The sequence below is a fragment of the Parerythrobacter lacustris genome (genome assembly GCF_024626475.1).
GTDB lineage: Bacteria > Pseudomonadota > Alphaproteobacteria > Sphingomonadales > Sphingomonadaceae > Parerythrobacter_A > Parerythrobacter_A lacustris.
The window spans coordinates 1-20542 of sequence record NZ_JANKHH010000001.1; the positions used below are offsets into that span (position 1 = coordinate 1).

The following is a 20542-nucleotide window of genomic DNA, read 5'->3' on the forward strand; positions in this document are numbered from 1 at the left end:
GGCGCATCCACACACGCTATGATCGCTGCGCGCATGCCTTCATGTCAGCAATATGCATCGCCGCAACCGTCATCTTCTGGCTCAATCAATGAGTCCTGACCCTAGCCTTGCGGCAAAGGTTCCCCATGTTCGACTGGTCGGGGTCTCACGATGCAAAGCTTCGCCATACCGCTTCATACTTATGAGAATTCCGCGAATCATTGCAGAAAAAGCGGGAACGAACAGGGGTCTAACTCATTCATTTTACAAGCCGCCCAATGCGCGGCCTGCCTGTCTCCGGACCCCCTTCCGGACGCAAAGGCGGACACAATCAAGGAGATAAATCATGGGCGAACTCACGGACAAAGCCAAAGGCCTCACCAACGAAGCAATCGGCAAGGTGAAGCAGCAGTCGAGCAACCCGGAAACTCAGGCGGAAGGCCATGCGCAGGAGCGCAAGGGTGAAGCCCAGCAGGTCAAGGGCAAGGTCAAGGGCGCCCTCGGCGACAAGATCTGAGTGACTTGACCGTCCAATGAATTGGGGGCTGCGGGAAACTGCGGCCCCTTTTTCTTGCTCATTAAACCCCGCTTACCCGGTGTTAACCATATTCGGCGACAACGCCCCTGCAACAGGGGGCAAGAACGCCATGTCGACCACCACCGCTTCGCTGACCATCGCCGAGATGCGCGAATTCGCCAGCTTTACCGCCGCCGAGCAGCGCTACATCAGGCGCGGCCTCGATATCGGGCTCGGCCGGCAGGATGCGTTCAAGCTGTGGGCGCGCGATGCGAGCGAGAACGCCGCAATCCGCAGCCAGTATGTCGCCTATCAGGAATTGAAGGTGCTGCGCGACAGCGTGCCGGCCGAAAGCGGCTTCGACGCGATCGAAAGCTTCATCGGCAAGCTGACCCGCGTGGCCGCCTTCGACCTCGCACAAGAACGGCTCGACGGCTTCTCCGCCTTCCGCTTCCTCTACGAGCGCCTGCTCGGCCCCGACGTACGCCCGTGGCTCCCCAGCGCATTCTGCGCCGCCGCCGCGCTGCCGCAAATCCGCCCGACCCGCCGCAAGCTGCTGCTCCAGTCGCTGAGCGAAGCCGCCGCCACCGCGCCCGGCTGGAGCGATGCAAGGCCGAGCTTCTTCCCGGAATTTATCGAGAAAGAGGCGGCATAGTCCGTGCAAATCGAGATCGGGTTGGCCGACAAGCGGTTGCAGGCTCGCGATCCGTTTGAATGGGCTGGCCGAGTACTCAGCCACTTCGCTTGCGCCGAGCAAGCAATCGGGCGGTTGAGCTTGGCGCTTGACCTCCCGATCGAGAAAGGCGCGTTGTCCAACCTTGCCGACCTACGCAACCGACTAGTGGCTGCGGAGGATCGCCATTGCTCGGCATTGAATAATCGAATTGCACGATGGATGTCCCACCGACCAGTTCGGCACCTCTTGGCCCATGCGACGATCCACCAACTTACCGATCTGGCCGGACGGGATGTTGTCATTACACGGCATCTTCCAAGAGATCGTGATGACGTGACTCCAGACCGCATGTGGACGAGCGAGGAGCGAGAGGAGCTTTTGCGGCAGGCTACCAGCGACAGTCGATCCATCTCCGACCAAGTTTCCAACCTGCTTTCGGACAAGGCCCTGGTCGCCAAACTTAAGCGACACCAACCCCGATAAGGACCAGCGAAAATTATCCGGCGCTTGATTGGCAACCGATACTTTAGGTCTCGAGGGTCCAGTCGTCGGCGAAGCATTCGAACGTCGAATCTCGCAGATAGAAGAGGAAATGTCGTTGTTCGGGCCTTCCCGGTAGGATGACATTCCATTCGAACGCACCAAGTGCATCCTTGTCCTCGCCGACAATTTCGTAGAACAAGCCCCAGTCGGGCGCGGTGCGACCGTACCTGCACTGGTCGCGATACCAGCCTTCATCGTTCAAATCGTGAATCAGCCAACGGCTGACATTCTCGAACAACAGCGAGTGTCGAGATCTGTTCAGGCGCTGGAATCGAAAGGTGTCTGCAGCAAATGTCAGCCTGACAGATGCCCCATCAATTTCGACCCGCTCATGGGGAACATTCGGGTCTGCGTTCCAGCCATCGTTGAGAATTACGAAGTCCGGGACACCCATCAATCAACCCCGATACAGCCCATCAAGCCGCTCCTGGTATCGTTCGCGGATCTTGTGGCGGCGGATTTTCAGGCTCGGGGTCATTTCCTCGTTCTCGATCGCGAAGGGTTCGTCGGCGAAGGCGAACTGGCGGACTTTTTCGATCACGCTGAGGTCCTGGTTCACCCGCGCCACCGCGTCGCCTACGGCCTTCTTGAACGCGGGCAGCTCTTGCAGCGCCTTCAGGTCGAATTTCTCGCCGTTGGCGCGCGCCCATTCGACCGCCCATTCGGCATCGGGAACGATCAGCCCGACGACATAGGGCCGCCTGTCGCCGCTCACCATTGCCTGCGCGATCTCCGGCTGGAGCGTCAGCATACCCTCGATCTTCTGCGGCGCGACATTGTCGCCCTTGTCGTTGACGATCATGTCCTTCTTGCGGTCGGTGATCTTGATCCGGCCGCGCTCGTCGAGATGGCCGATATCGCCGGTGTGGAGCCAGCCGTCTTGGAGCGTGCGCGCGGTTTCGGCGTCGTTGCGCCAGTAGCCGTGCATCACCAGCTCGCCCCGCACGAGGATCTCGCCGTCCTTGGCGATTTTGACTTCGACCCCTTCCATCGGCGGGCCGACGGTGTCCATCTTGAGGCCGACTTTGGGCCGGTTGCAGCTGATTACCGGCCCCGCCTCGGTCTGTCCGTATCCTTGCAGCATGGTCAGCCCCATCGCCTCGAAGAAACTGCCGACCTCAGGGTTGAGCGGCGCGCCGCCGCTGACCATCGCCTTGATGCGGCCGCCGAAGCGCTGGCGGATCTTCGGCCGCAATGCGCGTTCGAGGAGAAAGTCCATCGGCCGGTCGCGCAGCCGCTTGCGGCCTTCCTGCTGTTTTTCGGAAATCGCGATCGCGCGGTCCATCATGTAGTTGGCAACGCGGCCCTGCTTCTCGATCTGTTTCATGATCCGGCTGCGCAGCACCTCGAACAGCCGCGGGACGACGACCATGATCGTCGGGCGGGTTTCCTCGATATTGCTGGCGAGCTTCTCAAGCCCTTCCGAATAGAAAATCTCCGCGCCCGCGCCGATCGGCAGATACTGGCCGCCGGTGTGCTCGTAGGCGTGGCTCAGCGGCAGGAAGCTGAGGAAGCGTTCGTGATCGTCGATCCCGAAATCGTTGAGCAGGATCTCCGCCGCGCCCTTGACGTTGCACAGGATCATCCCGTGATGCTGCAGCACCCCGCGCGGCGCGCCGCCGGTGCCGCTGGTGTAGATGATGCAGGCGGTGCGATCGCGCTGGATATCGGCGATCCGCGCCTCGACCGCCTTGCGCGCGGCGGCCGCATCCCCCGTCAGCATGCTGTCCCATCGGTGGTAGTCGAAGCTGCCCGATTGCTGGCGGTGGAGGTCTTCGATCCCGATGACGTGCTCGGTAACTCCGGTCGACAGCAGCGCGCCATGCAGCGGCTTGAGCAGTTTCTCGGTCGAGACGATCACCGCCTTCGCCCCCGAATTGTCGAGGATATGCGCGTGGTCGCGTTCGGTGTTGGTGATATAGGCGGGGACGGTGATCGCGCCCGCAGCCATCACCGCGAGGTCCGAAATGCACCATTCGGGCCGGTTTTCGGACACCAGCACCACCCGGTCGCCATCCTTGATTCCGATCCGGCGCAGGTTCTCGGCTAGCAGGCAAACCTGGTCCGCCACTTCGCGCCAGCTCTGGGTCTGCCACGCGCCGTCGATCTTCGCGCCAAGGAAGGGCTTGTCGCCCTTCTCGTCGGCCCGGCGGAGGAACAGTTCGACGAGATTTCGCGTCGTGTCGAGTTCGGATAGATTCAAGGCAGCCGCTCCCACTGCTGTGTGCCGGGTTGTGATATTTCGTTCGTCGGCCCGATTTAGGCTTGCCGTTCCGTAGCGGCAAGCTTCGAGCGGTGGTCCCTCACGGCATTTCGAGCTGCGCCTCGAGCCGCGGATCGCGCGCGCTGGTCCAAACGTTGCCATGCCGCAGCACCGCGTTCGCCTTGACCGGGGCTGCGCGGATCATCGTCTTCGCGTGGCCGAGCGCAGCGAAGGCATCGGCGGAGGCGGCGAGCCAGGTGCCTTCCTCGAGCATCACCTGATCGCCGAATGCCATGATGAATGGCAGGCCCAGCGCGTCCTCGGCCGACAGCCCGAAATCGATCACGCCGATGATGCTGCGCGCGGTCTGCACCGGGATCGTCTGCCCGCCCGCCGCGCCGACCGCGAGCATCGGCCTGCCCGCCGGGTCCCACACCACGAAGGGCGACATCGAACTGCGCGGCCGCTTGCCGCCTTCCACCCTATTGGCGACCATCCGCCCGTCGACCTCGGGAGCGCGACTGAAATCGGTCAGCTCGTTATTGAGATAGAACCCCCCATGCATCAGGCCCGAGCCGAACGCGCCCTCGATGGTCGAGGTGTAGCTGACCATTACATTGTCGCGATCGACCGCGGCGAAATGCGAGGTGCCGTTCTCTTCCGGCTCGTCGCCGTCGGCGAGCGCCAGAGCAGCCCCTGCCGGTTTGCCTGGCTCGACCTTCGCCAGCGTCGATGTCGGATCGATCAGCGCGCTGCGCGCCGCGAGATAGTCGCGGTCGAGCAGGCCTTCGACCGGCACGGGCACGAAATCGCTGTCGCCGAGATAGAGTTCGCGGTCGGCATAGGCGAGGCGCTGTGATTCGACGAACAGGTGCCAGGTCACCGGGCTTTCCCTCCCCAGCGCGGCGAGGTCGAACCTTTCGAGCTGGGTCAGGATCTGGATCACGGCGATCCCGCCGGAGGTCGGCGGGCCCATGCCGCAGATGCGATAGCCGCGATAGCTGCCGCATACCGGGGCGCGGAGCGTCGCTTCGTAGGCGTTGACATCTGCCTCGGTCATCGCCCCTTCGCGCGGTGTGGCAGCAGCCACCGTGGCGGCAAGCAGCGCGGCGTCCGCGCCTTCGTAGAATGCTTCCGGCCCGCGCGCGGCGATCCGCTCGAAAGTCTGCGCCAGCGCTTCATTGGTCACCCGCGTACCGACCGGCACGGGCTCGCCGGCAGCATCGAAGAACAACGTCTGTCCCTGGGTAGTCGCCGCGGCGCGATCCTTCGCACTGTCGAGCGAGCTGTTGAGCCGCGGATTGACGAGGAATCCCTCGCGCGCGAGCCGGATCGCCGGGTCGAACAGCCGCGCCCATGGCAGTGTGCCGTGCTTGTCATGCGCCATAGCGGCGAGCGCGATATTGCCCGGCACACCGACGCTCAGCCCGCTGCGCACCGATTCGCCGAACGGCGGCAGGGTGCCGTCCTCCTTCAGGAACCAGCGCGGGTCTGCGCCCGCCGGGGCTTTCTCGCGCCCGTCGAAGCTTTCGACCACACCGCCGGGTGTCCCGCGCACCATGAAGCCGCCGCCGCCGATGCCCGAGCTTTGCGGTTCGACAACTGTCAGGGCCAGCATGGTGGCAATCGCGGCATCGACCGCGCTGCCGCCCTGCGCGAGCATTTCCATCCCTGCTTCCTCGGCGCGCGGGTCGGCTGCGCTAACCGTGCCAACAAATTCGGACGAAGGAGGTGTCGAGGCGACGGTCGCCGTGGATTGCGTGGGGGTACAGGCCGGCAGCACGGCTGCGGCAGCAAGCGGGAACAGGAAGCGCTTCAACATGGCGGAAAGTGCTATTCGCTCCCGACCGCCTCGGCAATCGAATTGAAGCCGACTTGCTTCATCCGGTGGCCAAGGTCATCGCGATGGCGGGATGACGTCCCTCATCATCGGGCTCCTGCGCTGGGAGAAACGCCGAAACGCAACAAGCGCCAATGCTATGCGTAAGCCCTGAGTGATGCTGGTTGGGCCGAATCAATATTGATTGAGCTTTCGGCCAACGGGCTCACATTTTCTGTGTCGCCGGCATCCACACCGACTGCATCCGCGACAGATGAGAACCCATCGCGCTTCAATAATTTAGCAAGCCCCATGTTTATTTTTGGCACCAAGCTCGGGCCTTCATAAATAAATGCGGTATAAATTTGAAGCAAACTCGCGCCCTGTCGAATTCTCAAATACGCATCCTCGGATGTGGAAATACCACCGACACTAATGATTGGCAGGTGTGCGCCGACTCTCTGATAAAAAGCTTTCAGAGAACGAATACTGAGTTCCCTTAGGGGTGCTCCAGAGAGTCCGCCCGCTAGATCCTTCGCGTTATGAGACTTGAGAAAGTCAGGTCGAGATGTTGTAGTATTACCGACAATGATCCCCGCAACTGAAGATTCCATCACGGCACGGCAGGTTTCATCTATCGATACGCCGTCGAGGTCTGGCGACACTTTTAAGAAAACGGGGACATCTTCAGAGCGAATTGATTGATCTAACCGACCGAGCAGGTCTTTAAGTTCGCCACCGGATTCAAGACTTCGGAGCCCTGGAGTATTAGGCGAGGACACGTTTATAGTCACATAGCTGGCAAACTTTGCGACCCCTTGCAAACAAGTGATGTAGTCTTGGATCCTATCGACCGATTCCTTGTTTGCGCCGATATTGACCCCCAAAGGACCAAGCATGCCATTGTAGCGTGACAGCCTTTTAAGCGCAGGCGCCAACCCGGAGTTCGGAAACCCCATGCGGTTAATTATAGCACTGTCCGAAACAAGCCGATCAATTCGCGGTTTCGAATTACCCTCCTGAGGTTCTGGGGTAATTGTGCCGACTTCGACGAACCCAAACCCAAAGCGATATATCTGCTGAAAGACGCTACAATCTTTATCGAATCCTGCCGCCATTCCTACTGGATTCTCGAAGTCAATCCCAGCGACCGTGGATCTGAGGACTGAATCCGAAATCTGAGATTTTGCGGGATATGCCCAAATCAGTTTTGCGACCGCGTCATGCACGACTTCGGGGTCGAGCGTGAAAAGCAATGGGCGAAATATCGTCTTATAGGCCAGCATTGGGCGCCTCGAATCCAGCTAAGGCCTCGAATCAAAACCGCCCGGGTGTCGGGCGGAAATGGAGACCTTGTTGGAATCTTCCTATGAATCATTCTCGCCAATGACGCAAGGGCTGGCACATTTGCACGGATCGACTGGGTGGTTGGATCTTCGAACAGGGCGGGGCGCAGCAGCGGGAAAATCATGCGCGCGAGCCTATACAGGCGGTTCGCTGGCTGTCGATTGCGACATTTCGCGTCATGCAAGGATCGATAGTGACAATTTCATTTCAAAAAACAGCGCGAAACCGCGTTTGGGTTGTCGTATCCATACAATCACCGCGCGCCCACTCGGCATATACGAATCATGCGACCCGAAGGGCTCGAAGCAGCAATGCTAGAGTTCCTTGACTTCAGGGGCGGTCCTCTCCGGAGGGCCGCCCTTTTTTTGTCTGCGCGACAAATCGGGTCCCGGCTCTGGCCAAATCCGCCTCGGGCCAGCTAGGACTGCAGGACGTTGTAAATCCGGAGATCGTCCATGCGCCTGCGCCCCCAAGCCCTTCTCTGCCTGACTCTGCCCGCCTTCGCGCTGGCCGGCTGCGCTGGCACCTATGCCGAACCGCAAACAGCGGCGGCGATCGAGACCACCGCCGAACCGACGGATGAACCGACGGAACCATCGGATATCGGCACGCTGTTCGACGAATACGATGCCGCGCAGCTTGCTTCCTCGCCGCAGGGCAAGGCCTATCGCGGCATCCGCGATAAGGATTACGGCAAGTGGAACGACAATTCCGCCGAAGCCGAGCAGCTTGATTACGACCGATTGCAATCCACCGCGCTATCGATGCGCACCAGGTACGGTGCGGCTGAATTGAATGCCGAAGATCGGTTGTCCTACCGCCTGTTCGATGCGCTGGCCAAGCGCAGCGAGGCGAGCTGGCCGTACCGCGACTACGGCTATCTGTTCGACCAGATGAATGGCGCGCAGAGCGAGTTTCCCGCCTTCCTGATCAATATCCACCGGGTCTCGAATGCCGACGAAGCGCAGGCCTATATCGAACGCATCCGCGGGATCGGCCCGGCGCTCGACCAGCTGACCGCGCAATCGGGAGAACGCGCTGCGCGCGGGATCATGCCGCCCGACTGGGTCTATCCCTATGTGATCTCGGATATCGAGAATCTGCTCTCGGCCGATGCGCCGAACCCGATCCTCGCCGATCTGAGCGGCAAGATCGACAAGCTCGGCCTGTCGGACGACGAAGGCGGCGCGCTGCGCGGCGAGGGACAGCTCGCCTGGGTCGACTCCGCTCGCCCCGCCTACGAGCGGCTGCTTGCCGAGATGAAGCGCCAGCAAGGCCTTGCGCCGAAAGAAGATGGCATCTGGCGGTTCGCGGACGGGGCCGGTTACTACAAGGCGCTGCTGGCGAACTACACCACGACCGATCTCACCGCCGACCAGATCCACGACATCGGCCTGAGGGAGGTTGCGCGGATTCACGGCGAGATGCGCGCGATCATGGCGCAGGTCGGGTTCGAGGGCACCTTGCAGGACTTCTTCGAATACACCCGCACCGACGCCCGGTTTTACTATGATACCCGCGAGGCCTATCTCGCCGATGCGCAGGCCAAGCTTGACGCGATGGAAGCGAAGCTGCCCGAATTCTTCGCCACGCTGCCCAAGGCGCCGATGGTGATCAAGCCAGTCGAGGCGTTCCGCGAACAGAGCGCGGGCAAGGCGTTCTACCAGAGCCCCGCGCCCGACGGCTCGCGCCCCGGCACTTATTACGTCAACCTCTACAATCTGCGCGATATGTCGAAGAACGAGCTCGAGGCGCTCGCCTATCACGAGGGGCTGCCGGGGCACCATTTGCAGCGCACGATCCAGACCGAGCTGGGCGATGTGCCCCCGTTCCGGCGGTTCGGCGGGGTGACCGCCTATACCGAGGGCTGGGGCCTCTATACCGAGGAGCTGGGCAAGGATATGGGCTTCTACACCGATCCCTATTCTGACTTTGGCCGGCTTGGGATGGAATTGTGGAGAGCCTGTCGACTTGTTGTCGATACCGGCATCCACCACAAGCGCTGGAGCCGTGAGCAGGCGATCCAGTATCTCGCCGAGAACACACCCAATCCCGAAGGCGACATTCGCAAGGCAATCGAGCGTTACGTGGTCTATCCGGGTCAGGCGACTGCCTACATGATCGGCAAGCTCAAGATCATGGAATTGCGCGGCAAGGCGCAAAGCGAACTGGGCAGCCGGTTCGATGTCAAGGGCTTCCATGACGCGGTGCTGCTCAGCGGCCCCGTCCCGCTCGATATTCTCGAGGAAAATGTCGAAGCGTGGATCGCAGCGGAGAAAGCGAAGCCCGAACCCGTCATGGGCGAATAGCCTCTTCCTGCTAACGACTCGCAACAAAGGCTTTTCGGTTGAAAGGGCGGCGCGGCATCCATAGGTGAAATCGGAACGATTTGGTCTGATTTGAGAATATGCGCCTGTCCAACCTCGCCGACTATGCTGTCGTCACCATGAGCGCCGCCGCACGTCACTGCGGCGGCGCGCGCACCAGCGCGGGGGAGCTGGCGGCGGAAACCGGTCTCCCCGCACCCACCGTGCAGAAGGTGGTCAGCAAACTGACCGCAGCAGGACTGTTGCGTTCCACACGCGGGGCGGGCGGCGGCCTGCAACTGGCGCGCCCGGCGGCGGCAATCACCCTCGCCGATATCGTCGAAGCGGTCGAAGGGCCCATCACGCTTACTGCCTGCATCGACGGGCATGACTGCGCGGTCGATCACAGCTGCACCGTCAAGCGGCACTGGCCGATGGTCAACGCCGCACTGCGCGGGGCTTTGGCGGGCATACCGCTGACGCGGCTTTCGGTGGAGGCGGTGTGATGGTGGTTTTCACGCGGAGACGCGGAGACGCGGAGGATGCTGCGACGCGGCGTAGCCGCTTTATGATTTTGCGCTCACAGAGGCACGGAGGCGCTGAGGGTTTTTGTGCATCTCCCTCTCTGTGCCCCTGTGCCTCTGTGAGCGCCTTCTCTATTGCGCCTTCGGCGCGAAGAATGGCCCTCCGCGTCTCCGCGCCTCCGCGTGAATCAAAATACTCCAAGGCAGCAGCATGAGCGAAGTGATCGACATCCAGGCCAAGCCCGAAACCGACGCCGACGCGCGCGAGGCGGCAGCCAAAGCTGCGGACTACGAACACGGCTGGTCCGCCGATATCGAGACCGAATTCGCCGAGAAAGGCCTCTCCGAAGACACCGTCCGCTTCATCAGCGCCAAGAAGGGCGAGCCTGAGTGGATGCTCGAATGGCGCTTGAAGGCCTTCCGCCTGTGGCAGACGATGGAAGAGCCGGACTGGGCCAAGGTCGGCTATCCCAAGATCGATTACCAGGACGCGTTCTACTACGCCGCGCCCAAGCCCAAGCCCAAGCTCGGCAGCCTCGATGAAGTCGATCCCGAAATTCTCGAGGTGTACAAGAAGCTCGGCATCCCGATCGAGGAGCAGAAAGTGCTCGCCGGGGTCGAAGGTGCGCGCAAGGTCGCGGTCGATGCGGTGTTCGATTCGGTCAGCGTCGCCACCACCTTCCGCGAGGAACTGAAGAAGGCGGGGGTGATCTTCCTGTCGATCAGCGAGGCGATCAAGGAATACCCCGAGCTGGTGAAGAAGTGGCTCGGCAAGGTGGTGCCGATGCACGACAATTTCTTCGCCACACTGAACTGCGCGGTCTTTTCCGACGGCACCTTCGTCTACATCCCCGAGGGCGTGCGCTGCCCGATGGAGCTCTCCACCTATTTCCGCATCAATGCGGAGAACACCGGCCAGTTCGAACGCACGCTGATCGTGGCCGAGAAGGGCAGCTACGTCAGCTACCTCGAAGGCTGCACCGCGCCGATGCGCGACGAGAACCAGCTCCACGCCGCGGTGGTCGAGCTGGTCGCGCTCGAGGATGCGGAGATCAAATACTCGACCGTGCAGAACTGGTACCCTGGCGATGCCGAGGGCAAGGGCGGGATCTACAATTTCGTCACCAAGCGCGGGCTGTGCCAGGGCGCGCGCTCGAAGATCAGCTGGACCCAGGTCGAGACCGGCAGCGCGGTGACATGGAAATATCCCAGCTGCGTGCTCAACGGCGAAGACAGCGTGGGCGAGTTCTACTCGGTCGCGGTGACCAACAATTACCAGCAGGCCGATACCGGAACCAAGATGATCCACAACGGCAGGAACAGCCGCTCGACGATCATCTCCAAGGGCATCAGCGCGGGCAAATCGAACAACACCTATCGCGGCCTCGTCCGCGTCGGCCCCAATGCCGACAATGTCCGCAATTTCACCCAGTGCGACAGTCTGCTGCTGGGCAGCGAGAGCGGTGCCCACACCGTGCCTTATATCGAGGTGAAGAACCCCACCGCGCAGATCGAGCACGAGGCGACCACCAGCAAGATCAGCGACGACCAGCTGTTTTACGCCATGCAGCGCGGCCTGCCGCAGGAAGAGGCGGTGGCGCTGATCGTCAACGGCTTCGCGAAAGACGTGCTGAAGGAACTGCCGATGGAGTTTGCGGTCGAGGCGCAAAAGCTGCTGGCGATCTCGCTCGAAGGCTCAGTCGGATGAACTACCTAACCACCCCCCTCCACCGTCATGCTGAACTCGTTTCAGCATCCATCCTGCCCCCAGCGAGGACAGCGCGTGCGGAGAAATGGATCCTGAAACAAGTTCAGGGTGACGAGCTTCTGTTTGTAGATGAAGCGCAGAAGCTGCCGGCGATTTCGCTTGAGGGGAGTGTGGGATGATTTTTTTGGCATTAGCAACTTTTTTTGGCACTCAAGCAACAGGTTATGAAGTTGACCCACTGGTGGGGGCCTCATGGCGAGACTACTCTATATGTGTCGAAACCAGGATGGCTGAACTAGGTCCTTCAGGAGCTGGTATCGACGACATCTTTGAGGCTGCCAAAACCCAGTGTGTCGCAAGCCGCCTCGACGCGTATTTTCTTACGGAACCACATCTAGAGAAATTAGGACCATCACCCTCCGGAAAATCGGCACAACAGATAGCGATCGAGATTCTGGACGATTATGCCTTGGCGGCAAAAGATCGAGCACGCGTAACGATTTTGCGTGAGCGGGCAGATTTGGCGCCAATCGATGTAAGTCGTCTATGACCACCCGCAAAACCCTCCAACTCCCCGACCCCTCGGAAGCCACCGAATCCCCCACGATCAAGAAGAAGGGTCGCGGGTGGGAAATCTCGGAAAAGCGCCTCGATGCGCTGCATAAGCAGGCGCGCGAATTGCGGCGGCATTCGACGCCGGCGCACAAGGCGCTCGCCAAGCGGTTCTCCGAGGCCGACATGGGGCCTTACAGCTTCACCCGCCACACCGTGGTCGGCAGCGCGATCGTCGATTTCAACTGCCACCGGCTCGGCATGGCGATCGATATCGACGAGGAGGGCGAGAACGAGGCGCTGGCCAAGCGCCGCGACAAGAGCCTCGAGGCGGTCGGGATCCGGGTGATGCGGATCAAAGCCTCGGACATCCTCGAGAACATGGACGCCGTCCTCGCGCGCATCACCGCCGGGATGCGCATGCGCATCGGCGACAAGCAGGAAGCCCGCCGCCGGCACAATGCCGCAAATCCGCGCCAGAGCAAGCCGCGCTACGACCGCGAGGGCAACGGCCCGCCGCGAGGGCGCAGCTAATGCGCGCGCTGCTCGCCTTGCCGCTGCTCGCGCTTTCCGCCTGTGCTGCACAGGCGGAGGACGTCTGCGTCGGCGAGATCGAGCTGCTGCAGCAGCAGCGCGACGCTTTCGTCGCGACGCAGATGGAAGCGCTGAAGGTGCTGCACGAACATTCCTCGCCGCCCGGGGGCACGCCGCCATCGGCGGAGGAATTGCGGGTGTATTCCGATCTCATGGCCCGGCTCGAAGCGACCAACAACCGCATCGCGGTGCGCATTCGCGATTGTCCGGCCTTCGTGCGCAAGGCTGGCGAACAGGACAAGGCCGCACCAGTGGCCGCCATGCCCGAAATCATGCCGAAAGAGAGCCAGCAATGAGGCCGAACCCGATCTTCTCGCTGGCTCTGTGCGCCGCCATGCTCGCGCCGATCCCGGCCCATGCTTCACCCGAGGCCGAACTCGCCGAGCAACGCCTGCGCGGGTGCCTGCTCGCCGGGGCGAGCGCGGCGCCCCGTACGGGCCTCGAGGCGGCGGTCATCGCGGTCCGCTCCTTCTGCGGGACGCAGATCAAGCGGGTGCGCGAAGATCGCGTTCGCGCCGCGACCGATGGGCTGAAGGGCGATGCCGCCAAGGCCGCCGAAGATCGCGCGATCCGTGTTCTCAACGACGAGATCGCGCTCTCCATTGCCAATTTTACCGGACTGACACTGTAGACCATGCTCAAGATTGAAAACCTCCACGCCGAGATCGACGGCAAGAAAATCCTCAACGGCCTCACGCTCGAAGTTGCGGCGGGCGAGATCCATGCCATCATGGGCCCCAACGGCGCGGGCAAATCGACGTTGTCCTATGTGCTCGGCGGCCGCCCGGGCTATGAAGTGACCGCAGGTTCGGTCGAGTTCATGGGGCAGAACCTGCTCGAACTCGAACCGCACGAGCGGGCTGCGGCGGGCCTGTTCCTTGGCTTCCAGTACCCGGTCGAAATCCCCGGCGTATCGAACGTCCAGTTCCTGCGCGAGGCGCTCAACGCCCAGCGCAAGGCGCGCGGCGAGGAACCGCTGTCGGGCGGCGAGTTCCTCAAGCTCGCAAAGGCAAAGGCCGGACTGCTCAAGCTCGACATGGACATGCTCAAGCGCCATGTGAACGTCGGCTTCTCGGGCGGCGAGAAGAAGCGCGCCGAGATGGTGCAGATGGGCATTCTCGATCCCGCCTTCGCTGTGCTCGACGAGACCGACAGCGGGCTCGATATCGACGCGCTGCGGATCGTCGGCGAGGGCATCAACACCATCATGCGTGATCCGGCCAAGGGCGTGCTGCTGATTACCCACTACCAGCGCCTGCTCGACGTGGTGCGGCCGGACAAGGTTTCGATCCTCTCGCAAGGCCGCATCGTCCAGACCGGCGGTCCCGATCTCGCATTGCGGCTCGAGGAAGAGGGTTACGACGCGGTGATGGCAGATGCCTGAGACTGACGCTCTCGAACGGCCCACAACGCGCGACGAGGCCTGGCGCTATGCCGATAGCGCGTGGCTGGCGCAGGCGCCGGTTGACTGGCTCAACCACTGGGGCACGGTTGATGTGCCGCCGGGGGAAACGAAGCACTTCAACGCATTCCATAGCGCTGGCCCCCAGGCATCGGGCGGATCGGTCCACCGCACACGTGTCCATGTCGGCGCGGGCGGGCGCTACGAGCACTTCGAGATCAACGCCAGCCACATCGAATACTCGCGGATCGAACTGGAAGTGACGCTGGAAGAAGGCGCGCATTTCGAATTCGGCGCAGTGACCATCGGGCGCGCCAACGCGCGGCAGGAATTCGTCACCCGCGTGATCCACCAGGCACCGGGTGCGACCTCCAACCAGGTGGTGCGCGCGGTGCAGGGTGGCCAATCGACCGGCAATTATCTCGGCCGGATCGAGGTGGCGCGCGATGCGCAGAAGACCGATGCGGCGCAGAATTTCCGCGCCATACTGCTGGACCGGGGGGCGAGCGCCAATGCCAAGCCCGAACTCGAAATCTTCGCCGACGATGTGAAATGCGCGCATGGAGCGGCGATCGGCCAGCTCGACCAGGCGGCCGCCTATTACATGGCCGCGCGCGGCATCCCGCCGGAAGCGGCGCGCAAGCTGCTGGTGCAGGCCTTCATCGCCGATGCGCTGGCCGCGATCGACGACCGGCGGATTGCCGACCGGATGCTCGAGCGCGCGCTGGAGCAACTGGACGCGCTGACGCTGTGAACGATACGGTGATCCTCGACCGCAAGGCGGACTTTCCCGGCCTGCTCACGCCGCAGGGCGCGGCGTGGCATTATCTCGACACCGCCGCGACCGCGCAGAAGCCGCAAGCGGTGATCGACGCGATGAGCCGCGCGCTGGGGCGCGACTATGCGACGGTCCATCGCGGGGTCTATGCCCGCTCTGCCGAGATGACGCTGGCCTATGAGGCGGCGCGGCGGCGCACGGCGCAATTCATCGGCGCGGCGAGCGAGAACGAGATCGTCTTCGTGCGCGGCGCGACCGAGGGGATCAACCTCGTCGCCTCGAGCTGGGGCGGAGCAAGCCTCAAGCCCGGCGACCGGATCATGCTGTCGGTGCTCGAACATCATTCGAACATCGTCCCGTGGCAGATGGTCGCCGAACGGACCGGGGCCGCTATCGACGTCTGCCCGCTGACCGAAGACGGGCGGATCGATCTCGACTGGCTCGAAGCCAACCTCACCCCGCAGCACAAGCTGGTTGCGCTGGCGCATGTCTCGAACGTGCTCGGCTCGATCCTCGGCGCGAAGCGCGCGGCGAAGGCGGCGCATGGCGTGGGTGCCAAGCTGCTGCTCGACGGGTGCCAGGCCGCGCCGCGCATGCGGCTGGCGATGGCCGAGCTGGACTGCGATTTCTACGTCTTCAGCGCGCACAAGCTTTACGGTCCGACCGGGATCGGCGTGCTGTGGGCGCGCGAGGAACTGCTCGACGCAATGCCGCCTTATCAGGGCGGGGGAGCGATGATCGACCGGGTGACCTTCGAGAAAACGACCTACGCCCCGCCGCCGCAGCGGTTCGAAGCGGGCACGCCGATGATCGCCGAGGCGATCGCGCTGCATGCGGCGATCGACTATGTCGATGCGCTGGACCCGGAACGCCTGTTCGAGCACGAAAGCGGCCTCGCCGCGCAGCTGCGCGAGGAACTGCGCCAGCTCAATTCGATCCGCCTGTTCGGTCCGGAGAAGAGCGCGGGCATCGTCAGTTTCGCGATGGAGGGGGTTCACCCGCACGATCTCGGCACCATATTGGACGAAGAGAATGTCGCGATCCGTGCCGGGCACCATTGTGCGCAACCGCTGATGGACCATCTCGGCGTCCCTGCCACTGCGCGGGCGAGCTTCGGATTGTACAGCGACGAAAGCGATATCGCCGCGCTGCTGCGCGGGATCGAGCGAACCAAGAGGATTTTCGGATGAACAAGGCGAGTGACGAGAAGGATTTCATCGCCGCACATGCAGCGAGCGAGGACGTGGCGACCAAGCCGCCCCGCGCGCGCGTAACCGACGCGGTTGATGAGGAATCCCCCGCCGAGAAGCTGGAGCGGAAACGCGACTACCTCGAGGGCTTCTTGCAGCAAAAGCCCGAAGCCGTCGGCGCGACCGGCCCCGGCGGAGCCTTGCAGCAGGCGGTGATCGATGCGCTGCGCGAGATCTACGACCCCGAAATCCCGGTCAATATCTACGATCTCGGGCTGATCTACGGGGTCGAGGTCGACGACGAGAGCGACGTCACCGTCACCATGACACTGACCACCCCGCATTGTCCGGTAGCCGAAACCATGCCGGGCGAGGTCGAGCTTCGCGCGGCGAGCGTGCCGGGCATCCGTGATGCCGAGGTCAACCTGGTGTTCGACCCGGCGTGGGACCCGTCGAAGATGAGCGACGAAGCCCGCCTGGAGCTTGGAATGCTATGACCCAGACCCGCACCCTGCCCGCCGCCGTCACGCTGACGCCTGCCGCCGAAGCCCGCATTGCCGAGCTGATGTCCAAGGCCCCCGCAGATGCGATCGGGGTCAAGCTCTCGACCCCGCGCCGCGGTTGCTCGGGCCTCGCCTATTCGGTCGACTATGTCAGCGAGGAAGTGAAGTTCGACGAGAAGATCATGACCCCGGGCGGCGTGCTCTACATCGACGGGGCGAGCGTGCTCTATCTCGTCGGCAGCGTGATGGACTGGGTGGAGGACGATTTCACCGCCGGCTTCACCTTCGCCAACCCCAATGCCAAGGGCGCCTGTGGCTGCGGCGAAAGCTTTATGGTATGATGCAAGCATGGATCGCACGCAACGCCTGATGGAAACGGTCAACGCGCTCATCGCGCGCGGCCCGTCGGCGCGCGGTCGGCGGGCGGTGGCCGAAGCCATTGCCGCAGCGGCACGTGCCAATCAGGGCAACGGCAAGCGCCGTAAGCCACCCGAGGCGGGGATCGCGGTTCCCGCTATACCGCCGAACGGACCGCTGCCCAAAACGGGCGGTGGTGAAGCGCAGCTGGAATTCGATTAAACTCAGCCCTCGGCCCTGATCCGTTCGATCAGCGCGCGCTCCAGCACATCGGTTTCGCCATCTGCATGGATCATCCGGTCGAGCCAGGCCGCTTCGTTCCCGGTCACGAGGTTGCCCTCGGCCTCGCGCTCGGTCACGCCCCAGTCGGCGTCGCGCTGGCCAAAGACCTTGCCGAAATGGTTGCGCACGTCGGGTGCCTCGGCAAACATCCGGCCCATGAAACGACCGACACCGTGGTTGTCGTCGGCGATGAAGGCTTCGAGTTCCTTCATCCGCTTATGGCTCAGCTGAGCGTTTTCGAGGGTGAACCCCTTGAGGTAATTCGCGACCCCGTCGACGAACAGCTGCTGCCATTCGGGTGAATTGTCCGCGCCCAGCGTTACGTCCTTGATCCGGAACAGCATTTCGGCATCGAACCGGCTGACCGCAGCCGGGCCATGTCCGCCGCTGGCGAACACCACGCGGCGGATGATGCGGCATTCGGCACCGGTGATGTGGGTGTCCGACAGCTCGCCGCCGCAGCGGGTGGGCCCGGCTCCGGTCAGCACCGCCGCTTCGATCTGCTTCAGCGCATAGTGCTTGAGGCTGTCGGGCACATTCCGCGCCTTCTCGATCACGCGGACCAGCAGTTCGAGCTCGGCCATGGTTTCCAGCCGCCCGTCGGCATCGAGCGCGCCGATCAGCCACTGCGCTTCGGCCTCGTCGCACATGCCGCGCGGTTCGGTGCCGTTGAGCACGAACTCGCCCAGTGCTTCGACGAAGAAATCGACCCATTCGCCGCTGGTTTCGCTCAGCGCGCGATTGATCGCGAAGATCGCTTCGGCTTCCTCGCGGTGGATTCTCCCGTCGCCCCAGCCCAGACGGCGCAACGCAAGCAGTTCCTCGGGCGCGATCGACCCGTCGGCGGCAACGGAGCGCGATAGATCGGCGAAATGGATGCTCATGCGGTGCTGTCCCCTGAATCAGGCGGGAACTATGGCGCAAGAGCCTTAAATCGGAGTTACTATTCCGGTGGGGCGGTACCGTTCGATGAAACGAAGCCTAGGGTCCTGACCCTAGCCCCCGAGCAGCGCCTTGATACAGGCGGCACGATCGACATCGAGCCCGTCCGACGCGCGCCGCGCGTCGACATAGGTTGCGGTCGGCTCGGCTCCCGGGCTGGTCGGATAGAGATAGACATCGAGTACACAGGCCTCGCCGCTGAATTGCAGTTTGCGCGCGTCGCCTTCGTAGACATCGAGCCGAGGCTGGCCGAATTGCTGGACCAAGCGCGGTGCGGTCGCGCCGATCAGCCCTTCGACCCCGCGCAGGTTCATGATCTGCGGCGCGCGGAAGCCGGGCGTGCTGCTCGGCTGGACCTGCGGACGGGTGGGCGGCGGGGCCTCGCGCTGGACCGGCACGGTGGCGCTGCTGACGGTCGGGCGCGGAGCCGATGTCGGGCGTTGCGGCGCGCTTTCTGCGACGCAGGCGGCAAGCAACGGAACGAGCGCGAGCGAGAGGGCGAGGCTACGCGGCATGGGCATCGGCGGTCATACCCGCTCCCTTCTTGCGGTGGACGAGATGGCATGCCGCCGCCGCGCCGAGCACGGGGGCGAGCAGGTTGACGATAGGCACCACCAGCAAACCGGCAATCGTCGCGCCCAGCAGCATGCGCTCAACTGTTCCGATAGGCGGCTTCGAGCCGGGCGTAGTCTGGTGGCGCACCCAGGCAAGCTCCTGCAACTCGCGTCCGAGCAGCCAGGCGTTGACGACGAAGAACAGCACCGCCGGGCCGATAGCCGTCAGCAGCAAGGGTATCGCCACCACCAGCGCGGCGCCATTGAACAGCACCGCGCGTGCAGTCGATCTGACGCTGTTGGCCAGTTCCTCACGCCAACCGAGCTTGCGCGCGCTGGCGAGGGCCTGCGGGTAGTGCTTGCGCTCGACCGCCTCGACGATCTCGTCCGCAAAGAACTGGATCACCGCCAATGCGATGAAGCGGAACAGCAGCCATCCGCCGACGATGATGAAAAGCGCAGAGACAGCCGCCGCCAGCTCGCCCCCTGCCGCCAGCTCATAGTGTGCGAGCAGCGCGTTGACCCCCGCACCGGCACCAAGCCCGAGCGCGACCAGCAAACCCAGCGTCACCGCGATGCTCTTGGCCAGCACCTTGAGGATCGCAGGATCGTTGAGCTGGCCGGCGGCGCGGCCCAGGGCGGCGGGGAGCGAAAGCATTGTCCAGCCCCATGAATCCCCGATAGCGGAACTGTCAATCGCAAAGCCTTGGCCTGAGCCGGTGAAGCGGCTAGGCGCGCGGCACGTTTCTCAAGAACCCAAGGACAGAATGTGACCCAACCCCGTTACGACGTGATCGCCATCGGCAACGCCATCGTCGATGTCATGGCTCCGTGCGACGAAGAGCTGATCGACGAGCTCGGCCTCGCCAAGGGCGGGATGACCCTGGTCGACGAGGACGGGGCTAAGCGGCTCTACGATGCGATGGGTCCGGCGCGCGAGATTTCGGGCGGTTCGGCAGCCAACACGCTGGCGGGGCTTTCCGCCATGGGCGCGCAATGCGCCTTCATCGGGCAGGTCGCGCAGGACCAGCTGGGCGAGGTCTTCGCGCACGATATCCGCGCCGGCGGGATCGATTTCGACACCCCGCCGCGGGCCGGCGAGCCGTCGACTGCGCGGTGTCTGATCTTCGTTACCCCCGATGCGCAGCGGACGATGAACACCTTCCTCGGCGCGAGCCAGTTCCTCCCGCCCGCAGCGCTCGATGCCGAAGCGGTCGCGGCGGCCAAGGTGCTCTATCTCGAAGGCTATCTGTGGGACCCGGAAGAGCCGCGCGCCGCGATGCGCCGGGCGATCGAGGCCGCGCGTGCGGCGGGCCGCAAGGTCGCCTTCACCCTCTCCGAAGTGTTCGTGATCGACCGCCACGGCGACGATTTCCGCGCGCTGATCGAGGACGGGCTGATCGATATCCTGTTCGCCAACCACACCGAACTCGAAGCGCTGACGGGTACGGATGACTTCGAAGCCGGGATCGCCGCGCTCGACGGCAAGGTGCCGACGCTGGTGGTGACCCGCAGCTCGGAAGGCGCAGTGGCCGTATCGAACGGCGAGCGCGCCGAGGTTCCTGCCGAACCGATCGACAAGGTGGTCGATACCACCGGCGCGGGCGACCTGTTCGCAGCGGGTTTCCTCTATGGCTATGTAAACGACGAGCCACTCGAAACCTGCCTGCGTCGTGGTGCGATCGCTGCGTGCGAGATCATCAGCCATTTCGGCGCACGACCCGAGGCGGATCTCGGGAAGCTGATGGCCGAAAAGCTGGCCTGAA

At 63.2% G+C, this 20542-nt stretch carries 24 protein-coding genes and 1 pseudogene; 18 read left to right on the plus strand and 7 right to left on the minus strand.

All coding sequences use genetic code 11. The annotated features are described in order from the left end of the window. The 4 genes and pseudogenes from NSO95_RS00005 to NSO95_RS00020 all read left to right on the plus strand — a co-directional run. A pseudogene (locus NSO95_RS00005) lies at positions 1 to 92 on the plus strand (IS5/IS1182 family transposase); the annotation flags it as partial. Positions 93 to 325: 233 nt separating this feature from the next. Next, positions 326 to 496 carry a CsbD family protein gene (locus NSO95_RS00010; RefSeq protein WP_257594079.1) on the plus strand — a complete coding sequence of 57 codons (171 nt, stop codon included), beginning with the start codon at positions 326 to 328 and terminating at the stop codon, positions 494 to 496. A 130-nt stretch (positions 497 to 626) separates the two neighbouring features. Then, the gene (locus NSO95_RS00015; protein ID WP_257594080.1) at positions 627 to 1151 is read left to right on the plus strand and encodes a hypothetical protein; all 525 of its coding nucleotides are present in this window, start codon (positions 627 to 629) and stop codon (positions 1149 to 1151) included. Between the two features lie 3 nt (positions 1152 to 1154). Further along, complete coding sequence (locus tag NSO95_RS00020) at positions 1155 to 1655, plus strand: hypothetical protein (protein ID WP_257594081.1); 501 nt, start codon at positions 1155 to 1157, stop codon at positions 1653 to 1655. A gap of 43 nt (positions 1656 to 1698) precedes the next feature. On the opposite strand, the gene NSO95_RS00025 is transcribed toward NSO95_RS00020, so the two are convergent. The 4 genes from NSO95_RS00025 to NSO95_RS00040 form a co-directional block, all read right to left on the minus strand. Further along, positions 1699 to 2109, minus strand: a complete 411-nt coding sequence (locus NSO95_RS00025; protein ID WP_257594082.1) for a hypothetical protein — start codon at positions 2107 to 2109, stop codon at positions 1699 to 1701. A gap of 3 nt (positions 2110 to 2112) precedes the next feature. Continuing rightward, positions 2113 to 3918, minus strand: a complete 1806-nt coding sequence (locus NSO95_RS00030) for an AMP-dependent synthetase/ligase (protein WP_257594083.1) — start codon at positions 3916 to 3918, stop codon at positions 2113 to 2115. Positions 3919 to 4018: 100 nt separating this feature from the next. Then, a complete protein-coding gene (ggt, locus tag NSO95_RS00035) occupies positions 4019 to 5740 on the minus strand; it encodes a gamma-glutamyltransferase (protein ID WP_257594084.1) in 1722 nt (573 codons plus the stop codon). 155 nt (positions 5741 to 5895) lie between these two features. Continuing rightward, positions 5896 to 7023 (minus strand): quinone-dependent dihydroorotate dehydrogenase, encoded by a 1128-nt coding sequence (locus NSO95_RS00040; protein ID WP_257594085.1) that lies wholly within the window; start codon positions 7021 to 7023, stop codon positions 5896 to 5898. Between the two features lie 516 nt (positions 7024 to 7539). Here NSO95_RS00040 and NSO95_RS00045 point away from each other — a divergent pair. The 13 genes from NSO95_RS00045 to NSO95_RS00105 all read left to right on the plus strand — a co-directional run bounded on the left by NSO95_RS00045 (position 7540) and on the right by NSO95_RS00105 (position 17220). After that, positions 7540 to 9393, plus strand: a complete 1854-nt coding sequence (locus tag NSO95_RS00045) for a DUF885 domain-containing protein (RefSeq protein ID WP_257594086.1) — start codon at positions 7540 to 7542, stop codon at positions 9391 to 9393. 98 nt (positions 9394 to 9491) lie between these two features. Then, positions 9492 to 9896, plus strand: a complete 405-nt coding sequence (locus NSO95_RS00050; protein ID WP_257594087.1) for an SUF system Fe-S cluster assembly regulator — start codon at positions 9492 to 9494, stop codon at positions 9894 to 9896. Positions 9897 to 10125: 229 nt separating this feature from the next. Continuing rightward, on the plus strand, positions 10126 to 11622 hold the full coding sequence (gene sufB, locus NSO95_RS00055) for a Fe-S cluster assembly protein SufB (RefSeq protein WP_257594088.1): 1497 nt from the start codon (positions 10126 to 10128) through the stop codon (positions 11620 to 11622). Between the two features lie 175 nt (positions 11623 to 11797). Further along, on the plus strand, positions 11798 to 12172 hold the full coding sequence (locus NSO95_RS00060) for a hypothetical protein (RefSeq protein WP_257594089.1): 375 nt from the start codon (positions 11798 to 11800) through the stop codon (positions 12170 to 12172). Continuing rightward, positions 12169 to 12708 carry an endonuclease domain-containing protein gene (locus tag NSO95_RS00065; protein WP_257594090.1) on the plus strand — a complete coding sequence of 180 codons (540 nt, stop codon included), beginning with the start codon at positions 12169 to 12171 and terminating at the stop codon, positions 12706 to 12708. Before NSO95_RS00060 ends, NSO95_RS00065 begins: the two co-directional genes overlap by 4 nt. Continuing rightward, a complete protein-coding gene (locus NSO95_RS00070) occupies positions 12708 to 13064 on the plus strand; it encodes a hypothetical protein (protein WP_257594091.1) in 357 nt (118 codons plus the stop codon). Before NSO95_RS00065 ends, NSO95_RS00070 begins: the two co-directional genes overlap by 1 nt. Beyond that, positions 13061 to 13399 carry a hypothetical protein gene (locus NSO95_RS00075; RefSeq protein WP_257594092.1) on the plus strand — a complete coding sequence of 113 codons (339 nt, stop codon included), beginning with the start codon at positions 13061 to 13063 and terminating at the stop codon, positions 13397 to 13399. The genes NSO95_RS00070 and NSO95_RS00075 overlap by 4 nt, the downstream gene beginning before the upstream one ends. A 3-nt stretch (positions 13400 to 13402) precedes the next feature. Further along, the gene (sufC, locus tag NSO95_RS00080) at positions 13403 to 14152 is read left to right on the plus strand and encodes a Fe-S cluster assembly ATPase SufC (protein ID WP_257594093.1); all 750 of its coding nucleotides are present in this window, start codon (positions 13403 to 13405) and stop codon (positions 14150 to 14152) included. Continuing rightward, positions 14145 to 14924: a SufD family Fe-S cluster assembly protein gene (locus NSO95_RS00085; protein ID WP_257594094.1), complete on the plus strand. Its 780-nt coding sequence runs from the start codon at positions 14145 to 14147 to the stop codon at positions 14922 to 14924. Before sufC ends, NSO95_RS00085 begins: the two co-directional genes overlap by 8 nt. After that, positions 14921 to 16138, plus strand: coding sequence for a cysteine desulfurase (locus NSO95_RS00090; RefSeq protein ID WP_257594095.1), 1218 nt, complete (start codon positions 14921 to 14923; stop codon positions 16136 to 16138). Before NSO95_RS00085 ends, NSO95_RS00090 begins: the two co-directional genes overlap by 4 nt. Continuing rightward, a complete protein-coding gene (locus NSO95_RS00095) occupies positions 16135 to 16635 on the plus strand; it encodes an SUF system Fe-S cluster assembly protein (protein ID WP_257594096.1) in 501 nt (166 codons plus the stop codon). Before NSO95_RS00090 ends, NSO95_RS00095 begins: the two co-directional genes overlap by 4 nt. Then, entirely contained in the window at positions 16632 to 16982 is a 351-nt protein-coding gene (locus tag NSO95_RS00100; protein ID WP_257594097.1) for a HesB/IscA family protein, read from the plus strand. The genes NSO95_RS00095 and NSO95_RS00100 overlap by 4 nt, the downstream gene beginning before the upstream one ends. 7 nt (positions 16983 to 16989) lie before the next feature. Next, the gene (locus NSO95_RS00105) at positions 16990 to 17220 is read left to right on the plus strand and encodes a hypothetical protein (RefSeq protein ID WP_257594098.1); all 231 of its coding nucleotides are present in this window, start codon (positions 16990 to 16992) and stop codon (positions 17218 to 17220) included. Positions 17221 to 17222: 2 nt separating this feature from the next. Here the strand turns inward: NSO95_RS00105 and NSO95_RS00110 are convergent, their stop codons facing one another. The 3 genes from NSO95_RS00110 to NSO95_RS00120 all read right to left on the minus strand — a co-directional run bounded on the left by NSO95_RS00110 (position 17223) and on the right by NSO95_RS00120 (position 19434). Continuing rightward, complete coding sequence (locus NSO95_RS00110) at positions 17223 to 18164, minus strand: hypothetical protein (protein ID WP_257594099.1); 942 nt, start codon at positions 18162 to 18164, stop codon at positions 17223 to 17225. Positions 18165 to 18275: 111 nt separating this feature from the next. Continuing rightward, the gene (locus NSO95_RS00115; RefSeq protein WP_257594100.1) at positions 18276 to 18743 is read right to left on the minus strand and encodes a hypothetical protein; all 468 of its coding nucleotides are present in this window, start codon (positions 18741 to 18743) and stop codon (positions 18276 to 18278) included. Next, a complete protein-coding gene (locus NSO95_RS00120) occupies positions 18727 to 19434 on the minus strand; it encodes an EI24 domain-containing protein (RefSeq protein WP_257594101.1) in 708 nt (235 codons plus the stop codon). Before NSO95_RS00120 ends, NSO95_RS00115 begins: the two co-directional genes overlap by 17 nt. A 111-nt stretch (positions 19435 to 19545) precedes the next feature. Here NSO95_RS00120 and NSO95_RS00125 point away from each other — a divergent pair, with 111 nt between their 5' ends. Continuing rightward, positions 19546 to 20541 (plus strand): adenosine kinase, encoded by a 996-nt coding sequence (locus tag NSO95_RS00125; protein ID WP_257594102.1) that lies wholly within the window; start codon positions 19546 to 19548, stop codon positions 20539 to 20541. The last annotated feature ends 1 nt before the right edge of the window (position 20542 follow it).